This window comes from Burkholderia sp. Ax-1724, from assembly GCF_011752995.1.
Classification (GTDB): Bacteria; Pseudomonadota; Gammaproteobacteria; order Burkholderiales; family Burkholderiaceae; genus Paraburkholderia.
In genome coordinates, this window is the sequence record NZ_VWWL01000014.1 from 1 (window position 1) to 18,802 (window position 18,802).

Below are 18,802 nucleotides of genomic sequence, written 5' to 3' on the forward strand. Positions count from 1 at the left end.
CGCGGCGCCGCATCCATGCCGACCGTCGACGCGGCCAGCACCGACGCGAGCTTCGCGCGGCTGCCCGGCGGCGCGCCGTTCTGCATGCCCCAGCCGCCGCGCGGATCGTGCAGGCGCCCGCGCGCCGCCGAGAACTCCGCGCCGAGCAGCAGCACCGCCGCCGAGAAATACAGCCACATCAGCAGCACCGCGAGCGAGCCGGCCGCGCCAAACGAACTGGCCATGCCGGCATGCGCGAGATAGAGCGCGAACAGCTTCTTGCCGGCCGTGAACAGCACGGCCGCGACGAGGCCGCCGACCAGCGAGTCGCGCCACAGCACCTTCGCGTCGGGCAGGAACTTGAGCAGCCCGGCGAACGCGAACACCAGCACGAGCAGCCCGACGCCGAGTTGCAGCAGGTTGCCGATCACGACATAGGGCGAGTTGCCCCACAGCCAGTTGCCGATGAAGACGATCACCGTATCGAGCACGAGCGAGACGATCAGCAGAAACGCGACGCCGAGCACGAGCCCGAACGAGACCAGCCGCACGCGCACGAGCGCGAGCACGCCCGAGGTGCGCGGCCCGGTGTAGGGCCACACTATATTAAGGGCGCTGTTGAGCGACGAGAACGTCGCCGATGCGCCGATCGCCAGCAGCGAAAACGAAATGATCGCCGCGACGCCGCCTTTGGCGCCCGCATGATGCGCGTTCTCGACGATCGTCTGCACGCCCTCGGCGGCCTGATTGCCGATCAGGCCGTTGATATGGCCGTACAGTTCGCCGCGCGCGGCCGCCGCGCCGAAGAACCAGCCGGCCACGGCGATCACCATCACGAGCGTCGGCGCAAGCGAGAAGGCCGCGTAGAACGCGATGCTGGCCGCCTGCGCCGGACAGCGGTTGTCCGAGAATTGCCGCAGCGCGCCGATTACCCAGTTGGCCTGCTTGCGCGCTGCCTGCTGAAGGTTCCCGGTGGAGAAGGAGTCGAGGTCCATGGTCGTGTTCCGAACGGTGCCGGGCCGTCGCGTCTTGTCGCGGCGGGCGGCTTTCGCTTGCGTGCCCTCCGCAAGCCGTGTGCCCGCCACTATACAAGCTAAGCGGCGCGGGCCGTCGTGACGAAGACACAGCGCCCATGTGTCGTCACGCCGTCACATCGTCGCGCGGGCAGGTATGCATGCGCTGCGCGGCCGCCGCGCATGCCGCTAGAATGCAGCGGATTCCCTTCACCTTTCTCGTCACCATGCATTCGCACGAATTCGTACAGCAACTGGACGTCATCGCCGCCGATCAATGGGGCGCGCATCTGCCCGCGCACGTCGTCGAACAATTGCCGGCGCAGGGCATCACGGTGTTCGGCGTGACCGACGACGCTTCCGATACCGCCGCCTTCAGCGCGCGCTACGGCTTCGGCCTCGAAGACTGCGCGAACACGATCGTGATCCGCTACAAAAAGGACGGCGGCGAGCATTACGCGGCGCTCGTTTCGCTCGGTTCGCGGCGGCTCGACGTCAACGGCGCGGTGAAGGCTGTGCTCGGCGCGCAGCGGCTCTCGTTCGCGCAGCGCGAGACGGCGGTCGAGCATAGCCGGATGGAGTTCGGCGGGATTACCGCGTTCGGTCTGCCGCAGGACTGGCGCATTCTCGTCGACGCCGCGGTGATGGAGCGCATGCAGATCGTCATGGGCGCGGGCGTGCGGGCCGCCAAGCTGCTGCTTTCTCCCGAGGTGCTGCGGCAGTGGCCGCGCTGCGAGGTGGCGGAGTTGACGCTGCCGCTGTCGGCGGAGTGAGACGGTCGTGGCGTTGACGCTGCAGTCGAAGCGGCGCGCGCTACCGGCGGGAAGGAACGCGGCTACGCGGTGCTTGCTGGCGAAGTGTGTACGCCCGCGTGTCCTTGCTCGTGCCTGAGCCTGAGCACGACCCCGACCCTGACCTCGGCCCGCGGCCTCAGGCGAGGTCCCAAACGAAACCTCAAGCGAAGCCGACGCCCGCGCGGCTCAGCAACTGGCGGTTGCGCTCCGACAGGTTCTTCATGCTCAACTGCTTGCCCGCCTTGCGATAACGCTCGGCGAGTCCCTGCAAGGCCGCGAGCGCCGAATGATCGGCGAGCAGCAGATGGCTGCAATCGACGGTCACGTTCGCCGGGTCGCGCGCCGGATCGAACAGTTCGTGAAAGCGCGTGGTCGACGCGAAAAACAGCGTGCCGCGCGGCACGTAGGTCCGGTGGCCCGCGCGATCCTCGGCGTGCGCATGAATTTCGCGCGCATGCTGCCACGCGAAGTTGAGCGCGGCGATCACGATGCCGCACATCACCGCGATCGCGAGATCGGCGAACACGGTAATGACCGTGACCGCGACGATCACGAGCGCGTCGTTGCGCGGCACCTTGCCGAGCACGCGCAGCGACCCCCATGCGAAGGTCTGCTGTGCGACCACGAACATCACGCCGACCAGCGCCGCGAGCGGAATCCGCTCGATCAGCGGCGACAGGAACAGGATGTACAGCAGGATCATCACGCCGCTGACGATCCCCGACAGCCGCGAGCGCCCCCCCGAATTCAGGTTGATCATGGTTTGGCCGATCATCGCGCAGCCGCCCATGCCGCCGAACAGTCCCGAGGCGATATTCGCGGCGCCGAGCGCCACGCATTCGCGATTCGGCTGACCGCGCGTTTCGGTGATCTCGTCGGTCAGATTGAACGTGAGCAGCGTTTCGAGCAGACCGACGATCGCCATCAGCACCGCGTACGGCAGGATGATGCGCAGCGTGTCCAGATTCAGCGGCACGTCGGGCAGATGCAGCGCCGGCAGGTTGCCCGCGATATGCGCCATGTCGCCGAGCGTGCGGGTCGGCAGATGCAGCAGCTGCGTGAACAGGCCGACGCCGAGAATCGCCACCAGCGCGGGCGGCGCGGCGCGCGTGAGGCGCGGCAGCAGATAGACGATCGCCATCGTCAGCGCGACGAGCGCGCACATCGTCGCGAGTGCGCTGCCGCGCAGCCATGTTTCGCCGTGCGGCGTGATCTGTTTGAAGTGCGCGAGCTGCGCGCTGGCGATAACGATTGCGAGTCCGTTGACGAAGCCGAGCATCACCGGATGCGGCACCATGCGGATCAGCTTGCCGAGCCGCAATGCGCCGAACAGCACCATCAGCAGGCCGCTCAGTATCACGGTGGCGAGCAGATATTGCGCGCCGTGCTGCACGACCAGCGCGACGATCACGACGGCCATCGAACCGGCGGCGCCCGAGATCATGCCGGGCCGTCCGCCGAACAGGGCGGTGACGGTGCAGATAAAGAATGCGCCATACAGGCCCATCAGCGGATTGAGATGGGCGACCAGCGCGAACGCGATGCATTCGGGCACGAGCGCGAACGACGAGGTCAGGCCGGCGAGCACGTTGCTGCGGATGCCGGAAAGCCGCGCGGGCCGACCGGGAGCGGGACTAGCGGTGTTCATGGTCAACGAGGTGGGCGCGCGAGCGCGCGGTGCAAGCGCGCTCACATGGCGATGCAGGTGGCGGCGCGAAGGAGGCGTCAGCCGAAGGCGGAACGCTTTGCGAAAGGCCGCAATTCTACCGTAGTACGATGAATCGGGTCGCTGAGCGCCGCGCGGACCGTCGCGCAAGCGGCGGGCGGTTGCGCGATGGTTGCCCGAAGGTTGCGCGATGGTCCGTGATAGAGGCGGTGCGGCGTAGCGCGGTTGTGAAGCCGATCTATACGAATGGCTCTGTGCCAATACGCGGTGACGCCAATCTCCGCGCTCAAATAATCAGACGCGAAACCTTCGTGCCTTCGAGCGAAACGCCCGCCATCAGGCCGCCGTTGGTCAGCACGAAAGCCTGCACCGGGCTCGTCGCGGTCGACGTATCGACCGCGCCGTTCGCGCCGACCTTCAGTACCGCGACGGTCGCGTTTGCGCCGACCGCCCATCCCTGGCTATGCAGGAAATCGTCGAGGGCTTCCTTCGTCATGAACAGGAACACGAGCGCCTTCGACTGCGCGCCGATCTGCAAGCCGAACGAACCCGCGAGCGTGCTGTAGTAGCCGACCGTGCGTCCGTCGATGCGCAGCGCGCCTTCGCCGTACTGTCCGCCGACCCAGAAGCCGGCCGCGATCACCGACGGGAACACCAGCACGCCACGCGCCTTGGCGACGAGATCGCGCGAGCCGTCGACGTTTTCGTACAGACGCGCGAGCGTCGAGTCGATGCCCGCGTTGATCGTGTCGCGCTTGCCGGCGTTGGCTGCGGGCGAGGCGCCGGAAGCCGGCGAAGTCGTCGTGCAACCGGTGAGGTTCAGGCCCGCGACGGCGAGAGCAGCGCTGCCGGTCATGATGAACTGTCGTCTGCGCATGACTGTTTTCCTTTGCGTGTCGAACGCGTTTTGTGTTTTGTACGTGATTGGAGAGTGCGGCGGTTTCGCCTGCTTTCGTTTGTTCTGTTTTACGCGCGGGAGTTTCCTTGCGCGCGTCGTGGCCGTTGATTTGGAACGGGAACGCTGCGCCGCCAGTGTGCCGGGGCGTGTGCGAATGATCCAGCAGATTGTGTGCCCAAGGCGTGTCGAAGCGCGCGTCGCTGTGGGGCCGGGGCGGTGTGCCTCGTCGTGGCGGTGGGGCGTGCGCGAGGCCGGCTCCCGGCCGCGCGCGGTCAGGACGGCTAGCGTAGTCAGGGCGTCGGACGGATGTTCTGATTGTGGCGGAACAGATTGCCGGGGTCGTAGCGGTTCTTCACGGCGACGAGCCGCTCGTAGTTCGGCCCGTACGCTTCGGCGATGCGGCCGCTTTCCTCCTGCGTCATGAAGTTCACGTACACGCTGCCGAGCGCGAAGGGCCGCGCCGCCTCGAAGAATTCGCGCGCCCATGCGATGCAGCGGTCGTCGTCGCGCGCATCGTCCCAGCGGCCATGCACGTTCATCGCATAGAGCGTGTCGCGGTTCGGATAGGCGGTTGCGTCGACCGCCACGCGCTGCGTTTGCCTGCCGATCAGTCCGAAAAAGATCTCGCATTGCGGCGACGGCAGCGTGTCGATCGCACGGATCAAGGCGTCGATCAGACCATCGTCGATGTCGGCGAGATTGTGCGACTTCCAGTAGTTGCGCGCGCCGGGCGTGAGTAGCGGATCGAACGCCTGTTGCCACGTTTCGTACGGCATCGGCCCGAGATGTTCGCCAAGCGGCGCGCCGAAGCCGCGCACGTGCTCGACCGCGGCCGGACCGTTTTCGACGGGGCCGGTGTAGCACATCGCAAAGACGAGCACCGGCTGGCCGTGTACGTCGGGCGGCAGGAACGGCAGCGGCGGCGCGAGCCGCGCAACGGCCCACACGGCGAGTTCTTCCGGCATCGCGGGCGCGGCGGCGCGGTAGCTGACGAGCGCGTCTTTCGCGTTCCCGAACGGCAGCACGACGAGGCCGCCGTACACGAGCGGGCCGAGCGGATGCAGATCGAACTCGAATTGCGTGACGACGCCGAAATTGCCGCCGCCGCCGCGAATCGCCCAGAACAGATCGTCGTGCGAGGTGGCGCTCACGCGGCGCAATTCGCCGTCGGCGGTGATGACGTCGGCGGCCACGAGGTTGTCGACCGTCATGCCGTAGCGGCGGCTGAGCCAGCCGAATCCGCCGCCGAGCGTGAGCCCCGCGACGCCGGTCGTCGAGTTGATGCCGAGCGGTGTCGCGAGTCCGAATGCCTGCGCTTCGTGATCGAAATCGTGCAGCGTCGCGCCCGGTTCGACATAGGCGCGCCGCGCGGCCGGATCGATGCGCACGGATTTCATCGACGACAGATCGAGCACGAGCCCGTCGTCGCACAGCGCGCTGCCGCCGATGTTGTGGCCGCCGCCGCGAACCGCGAGCGGCAGGCCGTTGTCGCGCGCGAAGGCGATGCCGCTGCGCACGTCGGCCGCGCCGGCGCAACGCAGGATCATCGCGGGATAGCGGTCGATCATCGCATTCCAGATGCTGCGCGCCGCGTCGAAATCCGGCGTGTCGGGCAGGAGAAGCGGGCCGCGCAGGCCGGCTTTGAATGCGTCGATTGCGCTGCTGGATATCGTGACCATGGCGTACCTCGCAGGAGAGTGGCAGACGCTCCCGCCGCGCTATTCAGAAGACCAAACTAAATGGACGCCGCCGAGGGAACGCGTATCGGGAGGTCGGTGTGCGTCCAGTAAACGGGGCGGCGCGCCGAAGTCAAACAAAGGTATACCCGCGCTCGCGGACGTCGCGGCGCAATCGCTCGCGCGACAGGCGTTTGCGCGGCGTGCAGGTGTCGATGGCCGGTCGCGATCGCACGGATGGTGCACATGCTTCGGAAAAAGATCGCGCGATGAAGTGTTGGTTCGCGCCGCGCTGATGGTTGCGCCGCGACACTTTGCGGCGCGCGGGAGTGTGTCTGCAGGGCCGATTGCGATTGAGGCTTCGATGGCGAGTGTTCGGAAGCGGCGGCGGGCTGCTGCGTTGCTTCGCATGTCGGCGGTTGCGGTGGTCGATGCGTGCGCCGATGTATGAGCGCTAGCGCACATCGGCGGAGATTTTTTTCCGGCGCGAGGAGGCGGTTTTGACGGCGCGATGTTTGTGAAACGGCGCGGCGGCTTTTATCTACCCTGTCTGTGGGATTGCGCTCATTCGCCTTTGGGCATTTTTCGTTTTATGTGCGGAGAAACACATGAATAAAAGAGGCGATATGTAAAGAGTCCGATTGAGTACGCGAAAACCCTCGATGATTGCGCTATTTTCGATTCGCTTCTGGTGCTGTCAATAATGTGAGGCGAATGTCAGAACAAACGATTCATGGCTTGTTTCAGGGCTTATTTCGATTGATGCCGCTTCGTCGAACGAGTGCGGAACGTTGCCGCGAATATCGGCGATATCGCATTGCGTGGTCTAGCGCACGGTCACCTGATTGCTCTGCGCATAACTTCAACGTCCATCAAGCCTTGCTGTGCTGCTTTAACGATTAGTTCGGCGCACAGCCAGCCGATTCTCTCGAAGTACGCCAAATCGGACCGGGGATTTTCCGAGAGAGAAGTGTCCCGTGTGACGGGTTTTATTTCGCACGAGGCGAAGTCGGTCGGGCTTCGGATTTCCGTTTTCTCGATGAGCGGAGATTCACTCGTTATTTGGACCGGTCGTTCTGGATGGAATAATTAGGAGATTGAAATGAAAAAGCATAACGGGGACGCGTGGAAGCTGGGTACGCGGCGCGCGGCTTTGGCGGTGGCTGTGAGCCTTTATGCGGCGATGGCGGGCGCGCAGACATCGGGCAGCGGATGTTCGAGCGGTGCCGGGCCCGGCTGCGCGACTCAGGGAGGCGGAGCGGGCTTCGCATCGGTGGGGCTCGCTTCGGCTGCGCCGACGGGCCCGCAGAGTAGCGGGGCGCCGTCGACAAGCACGGGCGGCAATGGCCTGAGCGGCGGAAACAGCGCGGCCAACTCCGGCTCGGGAGGCACCGGCGGGAACAACGGGAATGGCAGTAACGCCGGTAATGGCGGTAATGGTAGCGGTAACGGTAATGGCGGCGGTAACGGCGGGACCGGAGGCGACGGCTCGGGGGGAGACGCCGGCAACGGTGGTGATTCCGGTGGAGATGGCGGGCATGGTCATGGTGGGCATGGTCATCATGGGCATGGGCACGGCGGTGATGGGGATGGTGACGGCGGGCATGGTGGCCATGGAGATGGCGGTCGTGGCGATGGTGGCCATGGAGATGGCGGCCACGGTGATGGCGGCCATGGAGACGGTGGTCACGGCGATGGCGGCCATGGTGACGGTGGTCATGGTGACGGTGGTCATGGAGATGGCGGTCACGGCGATGGCGGCCATGGTGCCGGTGGTCATGGAGATGGCGGCCATGGCGATGGTGGTCACGGTGATGGTGGTCACGGCGATGGCGGCCACGGCCACGGCGATGGCGGTCATGGCGATGGCGGCCACGGAGATGGTGGCCACGGCGATGGCGGCCATGGCGATGGTGGTCACGGAGATGGCGGCCATGGCGATGGTGGTCACGGTGATGGTGGCCATAGTGATGGCGGCCACGGCGATGGCGGTCATGGCGATGGCGGTCATGGCGATGGTGGTCACGGTGATGGCGGCCATGGTGACGGTGGCCACGGCGACGGTGGTCACGGCGATGGCGGCCATGGTGCCGGTGGTCACGGTGATGGTGGTCACGGCGATGGCGGCCACGGAGATGGTGGCCACGGCGATGGCGGTCATGGCGATGGTGGCCACGGCGATGGCGGTCATGGCGATGGTGGCCATGGTGCTAGTGGTCACGGTGATGGTGGCCACGGTGACGGTGGTCATGGCGACGGCGGTCACGGTAGCAATGGTGGTCAGGGCCACGGCGGCGGCGAGGGCAATGGCGGTTCCGGCAACGGAGGCCACGCCGGCGGCGAGGGCAACGGCGGTTCCGGTAACGGCGGCCACGGCGGCGGCCAGGGCAACGGCGGTTCCGGCAACGGAGGCCATGGCGGCGGCGAGGGCAATGGCGGTTCCGGCAACGGAGGCCATGGCGGTGGCGAGGGCAATGGCGGTTCCAGTAACGGCGGCCACGGCGGCGGTGACGGCAATGGCGGTTCCGGCAACGGAGGCCACGGCGGCGGCGAGGGCAACGGCGGCTCCGGCAACGGCGGCCACGGCGGCGGCGAGGGCAACGGCGGTTCCGGTAACGGCGGCCACGGCGGCGGCGAAGGCAACGGCGGTTCCGGCAACGGCGGCCACGGCGGCGGTTCCGGCAACGGAGGCCACGGCGGCGGCCAGGGCAATGGCGGTTCCGGCAACGGAGGCCACGGCGGCGGCGAGGGCAACGGCGGTTCCGGCAACGGAGGCCATGGCGGCGGCGAGGGCAACGGCGGTTCCGGCAACGGCGGCCACGGCGGCGGCAACGGTGGTTCCGGAAACGGCGGCAATGGCGGCTCCGGTGGCCACGGTGGCGGCTCCGGAGGCGGCAGTGGTGGCGGTCACGGTGGTGGCCACGGCGGCGGTCACTGACGATAAGCACGGCCGGAGGGACATTCCCGCTCCACGCGGAATACGCGGGATGTCCCTCATCTGCGGAGACCGGGCATCCGGTCTCCGCCAGGAAATCCGCGCGGCGCGGCAGGGATGCATCGGCAAAAGAAGTGGACGGCCGCCGCCGTCCACTTACCCGCCGAATGCGATGACTTTTTCCTGCACTACGATAAAGCCCTTCCTCTTAGCGACGCGTCCTGTCCCACGGCTCCGTCCGCAAAACTCCCAAACGCCGGCAGCATTCCTTGGCTTATCTCAAACTGCAAACACGGCATACGCATCGGCTCGCATTGCGATCCGATAGACCGGATGCACGCGACGACCCGCAAGCACACACGCATCATCTATCGCGCGGATGACGGCACCGCGCCACGGCCTGAGACGCTACGGCTCGCACACGTCTTCGACCCTCAATGCGTACGGCAATGCACCCGCATGCCGATTGCGATGGCCTTCGACAAGCACCGCACAGGCAACGCATCGAGCGTGAATGCGATGAGCGATTCGCGCGCGGCAGCAGATCGCCGGTAAACACGACACGAGCTTCCCGGCACTGACGTTTTCACATCGGCCTATCCGGCGACCAACGCAAACGAAAACGCAAACGGTGTCGGTATGCCTGAATACCTGATAACGACGCGAATCACATGCATGCGTTCGAGCACAAAACGAATTCCCGCGACGTCGAATCCCCGCAGCAGTACTTCGATACAGATCGGACCCGAAAGCAGAGAGCCGTAATTGCGCAGACGAAAGACCTCATAAAAAATCCGTTCGACACTTGCAACGCGATACCTGTCATTGCCGCGCGCTTTCCGCTGCCCGGAACGCGTCAAAAACACGAACCCGATCCGCGCAATCTCGCAAAAACGAAAACGCAAGCAAAAGCGAAAGCAAAAACGCAAGCAAAAAACACCGTAACAAAAGCTCGGACGAATTGCGGCTTTCCGGCAATGTCATCAGCGAACCCATTGACCGGCAACAAACCGTTCCACAACGGCACGATTCCCAATCGCATGTCTGCCCACCCGGCAACTCGAAACTGTGGCTCTGCATTGAAAGCCCTCTTCCAGCATCGAATTCGCAGCCGGCAAATGACTTACGCCGACATTCATCCGGACCGCGAAACCGCAATAGCGATTCATCGACGGCCCGACCCGGCTGCGCCTGCCCGTTCGTCAGCGCCCGAATGCTCCGGTCACGGTAGCCCCCATCCGATCCGTTACAATGGGACAGCCTGCTTACCCCACTGGAGAATGGCTTTGAAATTACTCGTCGCTTTGCTGGCTGCAACCGTTCTTTCTTCGACGGCCATGGCTGCCGCGCCGACCACGGAAAAACTGCCGTCGGGCGTCATCGTCGAACACCTGACGCAAGGCACTGGCCCGCAGCCGTCGGCGGAAGATGTCGTGAAGGTCAACTACCGGGGCACGCTGCCCAACGGCACCGAATTCGATAGCTCGACGAAGCACGGCGGCCCGGCCACGTTCCCGCTGAATCGCGTGATTCCGTGCTGGACGCAAGGCGTCCAGAAGATGAAAGTAGGCGGCAAGGCACGGCTGACATGCCCGGCCGCAACCGCTTACGGCGATCGCGGAGTCGGTCCGATTCCGCCGAACACCGACCTGACGTTCGAAGTCGAACTGGTCGGCATCGTCAAGTAAATGCGCCGGGACGCGTTGAAAATACGCTGAAACAAAGCCTCGCTCCGAATCTCGCAGCGAGGCTTTGTTTTTGGGGCGCAGAATAACCCGTCTGGGGGATTCACCATGAAACGCGATAAAACCGCCGTGCCGGTCGCAAGTATCGGCTTCACGGGCAAGACCGCGCAAAAGTTCTTCGATTTGCTGAAGGACGCCCACGTGCGCACGGTTCTCGACATCCGCCTGAATAACACCTCGCAGCTCGCGGGCTTTGCGAAGAAGCAGGATCTGCCTTATTTTCTCGAGCACCTGTGCGATGCGGCGTACGTCGAAGTGCCGGAGCTGGCCCCGGAACCGGATCTGCTGAAACGCTACCAGGGTAAGGCATTGACGTGGGAAAACTTTCGCGAAGAGTATTTCGATCTGATTGCGAAGCGTCGCGTGGAAAGCAATCTGGATATCTCGCTCTTTCAATCGGGCTGTCTGCTCTGCAGTGAACATTTACCGCATCACTGCCACCGGATGTTCGCACTCGAGTACCTGAACAGCCACTGGAATAGCCGGCTCGCCATTACGCATCTGACCTGACGAATCGGGTTCGCGAGGGGTTCGGGCACCGCCCGCGAACCTGCTTTGGGCTGGTTTTTCCTTGCTGTCTGCCGCGTTTTTCCCTGGTACTTTCCTGTACTTTTCTTTGCAGCGGACGGTTGCGCCGAGTCCGATCACCCCCTTCATTTCATCGCCAGCCCGACTATTCGAGCACCCGGAAGCGGCGGAAAAGCGCTGAAAAATTCAAAAAAACGCGCGCCCGCTTTCAAGTTGCGTGCGGCTGGCTCGTCTATTCACTATTCACGAGCCGTCCCCCGTATTCGCCTCGCCATACTATCCGTAAACATCGGGAAAACGCCGGCCGTCTTTTCACGCGTGCGAGGAGCGCCAGCCATGAATATCGACTTTCACTACGGGGTGGTCTACATTGCGGCCCGGATCGGCGGAATGACGCCCGGCGACGCACAGACCGTCGCGCATGCCTGCCAGTATGTCGACGACGCGACCACGAGCGGAATACTGCGTTTCAAAGGCGGCGAGACTTTCGAGCGTTTTGCGACCGCGCACAAGTTATTCGACTACGCCAATACCGAGAACGACCAGAACCGCCTCGTGTGGACGCCGTTCCATTTTCTGCCCGCCGGAGAAGGCGCCTCCCTCGAAGAGAAGGCGATCTGCCGGCCCGACAGCGAGGTGGCGCGTGAGGTCGTGCGGCGTGCCATTCGTCAGCGCGACTCGGAAACGGCTTTGCACCGGCTCGGCATTACGCTGCATACGTATGTCGATACCTGGGCGCACCAGGGCTTCGCGGGGATCGAGAGTCCGTGGAATCGCGTGCATCTTCTCGAAGCGCAGGATTGCACACGCAAGGGCTGGCTCGCGCGCCTCCGGCTCGCGGCCGGGCATCTGCTCGAACATATCGAGGAGGACATATTGACGATCGCGCTGCCGGTCGGTCACGGCGCCGCATTGCATTATCCCGACCAGCCGTGGGCGCGTTGGCATTACATCGACGGCCGCAACAACTTCATCTCGCGGCACAATCTGCCGGATTTCGTGCAGGCGGCGCAAATGGCGTGCCGCGCCGTGCGCGGATATCTCGCGGGACGAGAGGATTTCGAAACTTTTCCCGGCATGCCGGAGGATACGACAAGCGCACTGACCCAGTTGCTCGATACGAGCCGGAATCCCGACGACAACCTGCGCCTGCAAAACGTCTGCGAATGGGTGAAAGCCGGCCGTATTCCCGGTCTGAAAGAAGCGGTGCCCGGCTATATCGCCAAAGGACGCGATTCGTGGAAGTTCAAGGCGACGGGTCTGCTTTGCGACGACGACACCGGGGACAGACCGCCATGGTCGAACGACTTTGAGAAAAGCGACTACCGCCTTTTTCATGACGCGGTCAAACAGCACCGCTTCGTGACGACCCAGGAGATCCTGCCCGCTCGCGGCCTGCGCATTGCTTGACTGAGGCTTTCCTGGGCCGCGCGGCGTGCTGTGCCGCAAGCGGGATTTCAAACATCGCAACGAGATGTGAATTCGCGCTTGCGGCGGTTCTCCCTCTTTCCGGTCTATTGCATTCTTGCCTGTTGACGTTGCGCGGCCTGTGCCGCCGCCTGTTCTTCGGCGTGTTTTTTAGCCATATGCCGTCCGACGAGACAGCCGCCCACTGCGCCGGCCACCGCGTGATGCCCCGCATAGTGCCCCGCGACTCCACCCACTACCGCTCCTTTGATACAGCCGGCCGCGTTCGCGGTGCCGGCCATTGCCGAAGAGAGTGCCACCGCCGCCAGGGCGGCCCGAATATAACCAGCTTTCATTGCGAATACCGTACGGTTGTCGAGTTGACCGGAAATGGGTTGCCTCGGCTTCATTTTCAATAGCGGCCGCCCATGTCTTTTCCGCACCAACTCTCAATGGGTTCGAAGATTGCCCGCGGCCGCGTTGCCGGACCCAGACCGCAGTGTAAAAGGGCGCATCCCGAGCGGGAACAACAGCGATTGCAAGATTGGTAACCGACAGTTACCAGCCCTGAGGAAAGCGTATTTTCATGCTCCCGAACCCGCGTTTTTTCTCCATCTCCAATGTACTGTTCTAAAGTCGGTCACAAGAAAAAGGCCGTTTTCAAATAAAAAATGAACTACTTTCCTTTGAATATTCGAATGCTTGCCTATAGTAGAAGCGGTTATTGCCAGCAGGCACGGTAACGGGCTACCGTTGGATGCAAGTGATGGAGAGGCACACATGACGCCGTCGAATGCCGCGATCTCCCAGTCGGGGTCCTCTACGCCGGAGTCGTTGCGAACGCTCGCGAGTTATCTCGAATTGGCACTCGACGAAGGAAAGAGCGTGGTCGTGATGAGAATCGGCAAGCAGGTGCGCGGCGTTTATGTCGGCAATCCATCGGGCGCATTGGAGGATTTAACAGATTCCGGTGTTGTCGATGCTTTCCAGGCCGATGAAATGCTGATGCTGACCTGCCTCGGGCTGAACCGGATAACGGCGGACGGTCAACACTACCGTTTCGTACGGAGTGTCAGGTATATCGCCGATCGTCAGGTTGTCGTTTTTACGCCTATCTGAGTGGCGGAACCGAAACAGAAAAGACGAGTCAGGAGGAGAGGCAAAGGAAGAAAGCCGGGATACGTCAGTGGAGAATCTGAAAGCTTTGTATTTGAACTCCGCTCGACCAGGTCATGTCGATGTACTGAAGGTTCAATAGACTGCCTTTCTTCCTCTATTCATGGCATAGTTCGACGATTACCACACAAGGAGCATTCGAATGCCCACATTAGAGCAAATCCAAGCAAAGCTTAAAAAGCTCCAGGCGCAAGCTGACGTAATGATTGCCCGAAAAGCGCAGGCTGCAGTCGACCAGATTCGCGAGCTGATGCTCAAGCATGGTCTCACCACGGCCGATATCGAAGCCGAAGCAAAGGCAAGACGTGCCGCAAGAGGCGCGGGCAATGGCCGCGTGAAAGCCGCCGGTGCGGCCAAGGCGGGCAAAACAGCCACGCCGGCCAAATACCTCGATCCCAAAACCGGCGCGACGTGGACCGGCCATGGCCGCGCGCCGGGCTGGATCGTCAATGCGAAAGATCGCACGGCATTCCTGATCAGTGGCGCGAGCGAAATGAAAGCGGCGGCGCCTGCCAAAGGCGGCAAGGGTCAACCGAAAGGCGCGCAGCCGCCGAAGTACCGCGACCCGAAAACCGGTGCGACCTGGAGTGGTCGTGGTCCGGCGCCCGCATGGCTCGCATCGGTCAAGGACCGCAGCAAATTCCTGATCGAGGGCGCGGCGGCAGCGGCTCCCAAAGCAGCGGCAAAGACCGGTAAAGCCAAATCGGCGGCGGTGAGCAAGAAGGCCGCGGCGAAAAAAGCCGGTGCCGCGCGCAAGACGGTGGCGAAAAAAGCCGCCGCGAAGAAGGCACCCACGGCAAGCAGGAAAGTCGCGGTAAAGAAAGCCGCCGCGAAAAAAGCGCCGGCCCGCAAAGTCGCAACGAAGGCAGCGGCAGCTCCGAGCGCAGCGGCACCGCAAGCCGCTACGGCGGAAGCGAGCGCGTAAGCGCATCGAGTCGCGAAGTAGATGGTCAGCACGTTCGATGCATCCCAGCAGGAAGACCAGGTCGTCCTGCTGGACTCCGCTCCTCATCCGGCCGCCGATGCCGACGAACCTTTTCTCGTCGCCAGCGACCGCCGTGTGATTCTGACTTATCCGATCGCCGAAGAAGACTTCGAGCGGTTCGGTCCTTTCGATCCCGGCGACGATCCCTTCTGCGCGGTGCTCTTTCCCGATGCAATATTTCATCGGCTAGGTCCGCCAGGCGATGGCGATCTCGACGTTCATCCACTGGCGGCGCAAGGTCTCTCCAGTTATTCGGTGCATGAAGTCGTCAATTCGTCTTTGTGCGCGGAAATTGCCGCAGTACAGGTGGGCGCAACGCCAGGCGATGCCGGGACACCGGCACGGCGCCATTTCGTCGTGACGTTCGGTGCGTCGACGTTCGAATGCGTGGCGTCGGACTATACGGTCATTGGCGTATATGGCGCGGGAGAAATCGCCAGCAGGGAAGCATTCGCGTTGGTCAGGTAAGTGGGTCAGATAAGTTGGTCAGATAAGCCAGATAATTTCGCTCGGGCAGGGAAAGACCTGCAACGCCGGGCAGCAATCAGCCAGAACTCACAGCAAGGCGCGGTCCCATAAGCGGGCTTGCGCCGTGCACATTCCAACGTTTGCGCAAGCGAAGCATGCCCGACCTTCGAGGCAGGCCAGCGTCGTTCGCCCCAGGGGCATTTGTCGAAAAGTGCGAGCAGCTACTAGACAGCCCGCCTTGAAACCGTAAAATGGCATGCCTTCATGCTGGCCGCGTGAATGAGATTTCAGGAAAAATAGCTTGGAAATTAGTTATAAAAATATTTGCATTATCATAGCTTGACATCTAGTCTTCATGCGGTTGCAGCACAATGTTTCACTGAAAGATGCACTGTGGATTTTCGGTAATTCTTTCAGAAACTTTATATAAGAAATTATTACGGGGCATCGAAATCACGGTTCTGGTGCATAGCTTTATTGGTTAAGCATATCGAGCCGAAAAGCATTGCCGAAAGCAATGCGCTTCGATGTAGCAGCGGTCGTCGCGAATCGGATTTGCCTGCGCCAGGGCAAGTCACGGGCCTGATTCGCGGTAGTATGGCCGCACGGCGTCCGTTTGCGCGGGCGCGGTATCGGTACGCACCTGCGTTGCGCAAGTGCATGCGAATACTCCATGCCTATCGAAAAACTTGTTGTTCCGCTGCCTGCGGGCCTGAAAGTCTACGTTGAACGTCACGTATTCAATCCGGCTTTCGAGAGTGTCATTCTGATCAATGGAGCGCTTGCCACTACGGCGTCATTCGGTCAGACCATTAAATATCTAGGCGAACGCTATAATGCGATCTGCTTCGATTTACCTTATGCCGGGCAATCTAAGCCGCATAATAAATGCGACTTCATTCTCACTAAAGACGATGAAGTCAACATTCTTCTCTATTTAATCGGCTTATTCGAACCGGCTTATCTGCTGTCGGTCTCGTGGGGCGGAGTGGCGTCGCTGCTCGCGCTGTCGCGGGCGCGCACGAGCGTGCGTCGCGCGGTGATCGCCTCGTTCTCGCCGCGCCTGAACGAGGCCATGACGAACTATGTCAGTTCCGCGCGCGACCATATCGCCGCCGGCGAAAACCTGAAGGCCGCGCAACTGCTCAATGACACGGTCGGCAAGCACTTACCGCGCATTATGAAGCTCTATAACTTCCGCTATCTTGCGACGCTGCCGCGCGAGGAGCAGGAGCAGGTCGCGTTTCATGTCGAGCAGATTCTGGCGATTCGCCCGGAAGATTATCTGCACGAATTCCGCAATATCGACTGCGGCCTGAAATTCCTCAACGGCGAGCTCGACGAATACACGACGCCGGGCGACGTGCGCTCGCTCGGCGAACATCTGCAAAGCGCCGAGTTCTCGACGATCGGCCAGGCCGGGCATTTTCTCGATCTCGAAGGCAAGGCGGCACTGCGCCAGGTTCGCGCGGAGATTCTCGACTACTTCGGGCCCGCGCGGACCCATACCGGCAATCGCGCACGCGATTGCGTCGACGTGCTGGCCGCGCGCGCGCCGATTTTGCCGATGCAGCAACCTTCCATGGCTACCGCCGCCGATCACTCGTTCCAACAGGTCGAACTACCGTGAATATCGTTCAAAGCATTGCCATCGTCGTGCCGTGGACCCTCTGGCTGCTGTACTGGATCGCGACGTCGAAACAGGTCAAGGCGACCGCGCGCAAGGAAGCGTCGCTGTCGCGCACCTTGCAGTCGATTCCGCTGATTGCGGGCGGCGCGCTGATTATCCTGCCGGATTTCACGGCCGCCGCGTGGCGTTTCGACCCGCAGATGTTCGGGCCGCTACAGATCGCCGGTCTCGTCGTACTGCTCGCGGGTCTCGCTTTTTCCGTGTGGGCCCGGCTGCATCTCGGCACGAACTGGAGCGTGTCGGTCACGCTGAAAGACGATCATGAACTCGTGCGCAGCGGGCCTTATGGCCTGGTTCGCCATCCTATTTATACGGGTTGCCTGCTGGCGCTGCTCGGTGCGGCGATAATCGGCGCGCAATGGCGCGGCGCGTTCGGCCTCGCGCTGATTTTCGCGTCGCTCGCCTACAAGGTGCGGGTCGAGGAAAGCTGGCTGACCGGCCACTTCGGCGGCGCTTATACCCAGTACCGCCGCGACGTGGCCGCGCTGATTCCCGGTCTCTTCTGAGCCACCGCATGACGAGAGTCATCATTACCGCGATCGGCTCGGCGGGCGACGTGCATCCGCTGCTCGGCATCGGCGCCGCGCTCGCGGCGCGCGGGCACGAGATCGTGTTTTGCAGCCACCCGCCGTTCGAAGCTGCCGCTGTGCGCCAGGGATTCGCATTCAAGCCGATCGGCACCGCCGACGAATACGCGGCCGCGATGGCGAACCCCGCGCTATGGAATCCGCGCACGTCATTTCGAACGCTGTGGGCCGTGATTGCGCCGACGTTGCAGCCGCACTTTCATACGCTCGTTTCGTTGACCAACGACGACACGGTGCTTGTCGGCAGCTTGTGGGCTTTTTCCGCGCGGCTCATGCAGGAGTTATATCGCGTGCCGTTGGTGTCGGTGCAGGTGTCGCCGTCGACGTTGCTGTCCGCGCATGCGCCGCCGACGCACCCGCGTTTGACGATTCCGCGCTGGCTGCCGCTCGGCGTCAAGGCGGCACTGCTGCGCCTGATTGAAACGCAGGTGCTAGACCGGGTGTGCGGCCCCGAACTCAATGCATTGCGCGCGCAATTGGGGCTGCCGTCGGTCACGCGCATTTTCGGCCACTGGCTGCATTCGACCGACGGCGTGCTGTGCCTGTTTCCCGAATGGTTTGCGCAACCGCAGCCGGATTGGCCGGAGCCGCGTCGGCAGAGCGGCTTTCCGTTATTCAACGAGACGCAGGCGCACGAACCCGATGCGCAACTCGAAGCGTTTCTCGACGACGGCGAGCGCCCCGTCGTGTTCACGGCCGGCTCGACGTTGACCGATCATGCGCACTATGCCGGGATCGTGAATGCGGTGCTGCGTGATACCGGGCTGCGCGGCATTCTATTGACGCCGCATACACAGCAGCAGGCGGAAACGGCAACGGCGCAGCTGCTCACGCGCCACTATGTGCCGATGCGCACGCTATTGCCGCGCTGCCGCGCGCTCGTGCATCACGGCGGCATCGGCACGGCGGCACTCGCGTATGCGGCCGGTATTCCGCAGGTCGTTACGCCGTTTGCGCACGATCAGTTCGATAACGCGCAACGCGTCGCCGCGAGCGGCTGCGGCGTGCGGCTCGATGCGCCGTTGCAAGTGCGGGCGCTGGCGCGCTCGCTCAGGGACGTGCTCGGTTCCCCGTCGATCGCGACGCAGTGCGTGCGCATGCAGGATCGGCTCGCGGCCGCGCCGGACGGTTGCGACACGGCCGCGCGCTATATCGAAGGATTCATGCGTCGCACGGCGCGCGAGCCCGCGATTGCCGGCGTGCCGTCGTTGGTGCTGGCTGCGGGTGGACAGGGCGCATGAGCACGGCGACGTCA

The 18,802-nt window shown here is 63.1% G+C and carries 17 protein-coding genes; 11 read left to right on the plus strand and 6 right to left on the minus strand.

The features are described 5' to 3' along the window. On the minus strand, window positions 1–974 hold a 974-nt coding region (locus F3J19_RS17575), incomplete at its 3' end, for a YihY/virulence factor BrkB family protein (RefSeq protein ID WP_167043598.1). Window positions 975–1,219: 245 nt separating this feature from the next. On the opposite strand from F3J19_RS17575, the gene F3J19_RS17580 reads away from it, so the two are divergent. After that, entirely contained in the window at window positions 1,220–1,765 is a 546-nt protein-coding gene (locus tag F3J19_RS17580; protein WP_167043950.1) for a YbaK/EbsC family protein, read from the plus strand. Between the two features lie 181 nt (window positions 1,766–1,946). On the opposite strand, the gene F3J19_RS17585 is transcribed toward F3J19_RS17580, so the two are convergent. The 4 genes from F3J19_RS17585 to F3J19_RS33005 form a co-directional block, all read right to left on the minus strand. Then, on the minus strand, window positions 1,947–3,434 hold the full coding sequence (locus F3J19_RS17585) for a SulP family inorganic anion transporter (protein WP_167043600.1): 1,488 nt from the start codon (window positions 3,432–3,434) through the stop codon (window positions 1,947–1,949). Window positions 3,435–3,738: 304 nt separating this feature from the next. Next, window positions 3,739–4,329: a YSC84-related protein gene (locus F3J19_RS17590; RefSeq protein WP_167043602.1), complete on the minus strand. Its 591-nt coding sequence runs from the start codon at window positions 4,327–4,329 to the stop codon at window positions 3,739–3,741. Between the two features lie 311 nt (window positions 4,330–4,640). Then, complete coding sequence (locus F3J19_RS17595) at window positions 4,641–6,029, minus strand: FAD-binding oxidoreductase (RefSeq protein ID WP_167043604.1); 1,389 nt, start codon at window positions 6,027–6,029, stop codon at window positions 4,641–4,643. A 1,048-nt stretch (window positions 6,030–7,077) separates the two neighbouring features. Continuing rightward, entirely contained in the window at window positions 7,078–8,937 is a 1,860-nt protein-coding gene (locus tag F3J19_RS33005; protein WP_167043606.1) for a hypothetical protein, read from the minus strand. A gap of 141 nt (window positions 8,938–9,078) precedes the next feature. On the opposite strand from F3J19_RS33005, the gene F3J19_RS17605 reads away from it, so the two are divergent. The 4 genes from F3J19_RS17605 to F3J19_RS17620 all read left to right on the plus strand — a co-directional run bounded on the left by F3J19_RS17605 (window position 9,079) and on the right by F3J19_RS17620 (window position 12,644). Then, window positions 9,079–9,516, plus strand: a complete 438-nt coding sequence (locus F3J19_RS17605) for a hypothetical protein (protein WP_167043608.1) — start codon at window positions 9,079–9,081, stop codon at window positions 9,514–9,516. A 782-nt stretch (window positions 9,517–10,298) separates the two neighbouring features. After that, window positions 10,299–10,649 (plus strand): FKBP-type peptidyl-prolyl cis-trans isomerase, encoded by a 351-nt coding sequence (locus F3J19_RS17610; protein WP_205192989.1) that lies wholly within the window; start codon window positions 10,299–10,301, stop codon window positions 10,647–10,649. 105 nt (window positions 10,650–10,754) lie between these two features. Continuing rightward, window positions 10,755–11,216, plus strand: coding sequence for a DUF488 domain-containing protein (locus tag F3J19_RS17615; protein ID WP_167043610.1), 462 nt, complete (start codon window positions 10,755–10,757; stop codon window positions 11,214–11,216). Window positions 11,217–11,570: 354 nt separating this feature from the next. Beyond that, window positions 11,571–12,644: a DUF6765 family protein gene (locus tag F3J19_RS17620; protein WP_167043956.1), complete on the plus strand. Its 1,074-nt coding sequence runs from the start codon at window positions 11,571–11,573 to the stop codon at window positions 12,642–12,644. Window positions 12,645–12,748: 104 nt separating this feature from the next. Here the strand turns inward: F3J19_RS17620 and F3J19_RS17625 are convergent, their stop codons facing one another. After that, window positions 12,749–12,997: a hypothetical protein gene (locus tag F3J19_RS17625; RefSeq protein ID WP_205192990.1), complete on the minus strand. Its 249-nt coding sequence runs from the start codon at window positions 12,995–12,997 to the stop codon at window positions 12,749–12,751. 424 nt (window positions 12,998–13,421) lie between these two features. Here F3J19_RS17625 and F3J19_RS17630 point away from each other — a divergent pair, with 424 nt between their 5' ends. The 6 genes from F3J19_RS17630 (at window position 13,422) to F3J19_RS17655 (ending at window position 18,788) form a co-directional block, all read left to right on the plus strand. Continuing rightward, entirely contained in the window at window positions 13,422–13,760 is a 339-nt protein-coding gene (locus tag F3J19_RS17630) for a hypothetical protein (protein WP_167043612.1), read from the plus strand. Between the two features lie 199 nt (window positions 13,761–13,959). After that, complete coding sequence (locus tag F3J19_RS17635; protein WP_167043614.1) at window positions 13,960–14,742, plus strand: H-NS family nucleoid-associated regulatory protein; 783 nt, start codon at window positions 13,960–13,962, stop codon at window positions 14,740–14,742. Window positions 14,743–14,763: 21 nt separating this feature from the next. Further along, on the plus strand, window positions 14,764–15,270 hold the full coding sequence (locus tag F3J19_RS17640) for a hypothetical protein (RefSeq protein WP_167043615.1): 507 nt from the start codon (window positions 14,764–14,766) through the stop codon (window positions 15,268–15,270). A gap of 673 nt (window positions 15,271–15,943) precedes the next feature. Then, complete coding sequence (locus tag F3J19_RS17645; protein ID WP_167043617.1) at window positions 15,944–16,900, plus strand: alpha/beta hydrolase; 957 nt, start codon at window positions 15,944–15,946, stop codon at window positions 16,898–16,900. Continuing rightward, on the plus strand, window positions 16,897–17,466 hold the full coding sequence (locus tag F3J19_RS17650) for an isoprenylcysteine carboxylmethyltransferase family protein (protein WP_167043618.1): 570 nt from the start codon (window positions 16,897–16,899) through the stop codon (window positions 17,464–17,466). Before F3J19_RS17645 ends, F3J19_RS17650 begins: the two co-directional genes overlap by 4 nt. Window positions 17,467–17,474: 8 nt before the next feature. Further along, on the plus strand, window positions 17,475–18,788 hold the full coding sequence (locus F3J19_RS17655; protein WP_167043620.1) for a nucleotide disphospho-sugar-binding domain-containing protein: 1,314 nt from the start codon (window positions 17,475–17,477) through the stop codon (window positions 18,786–18,788). Window positions 18,789–18,802: the final 14 nt, after the last annotated feature.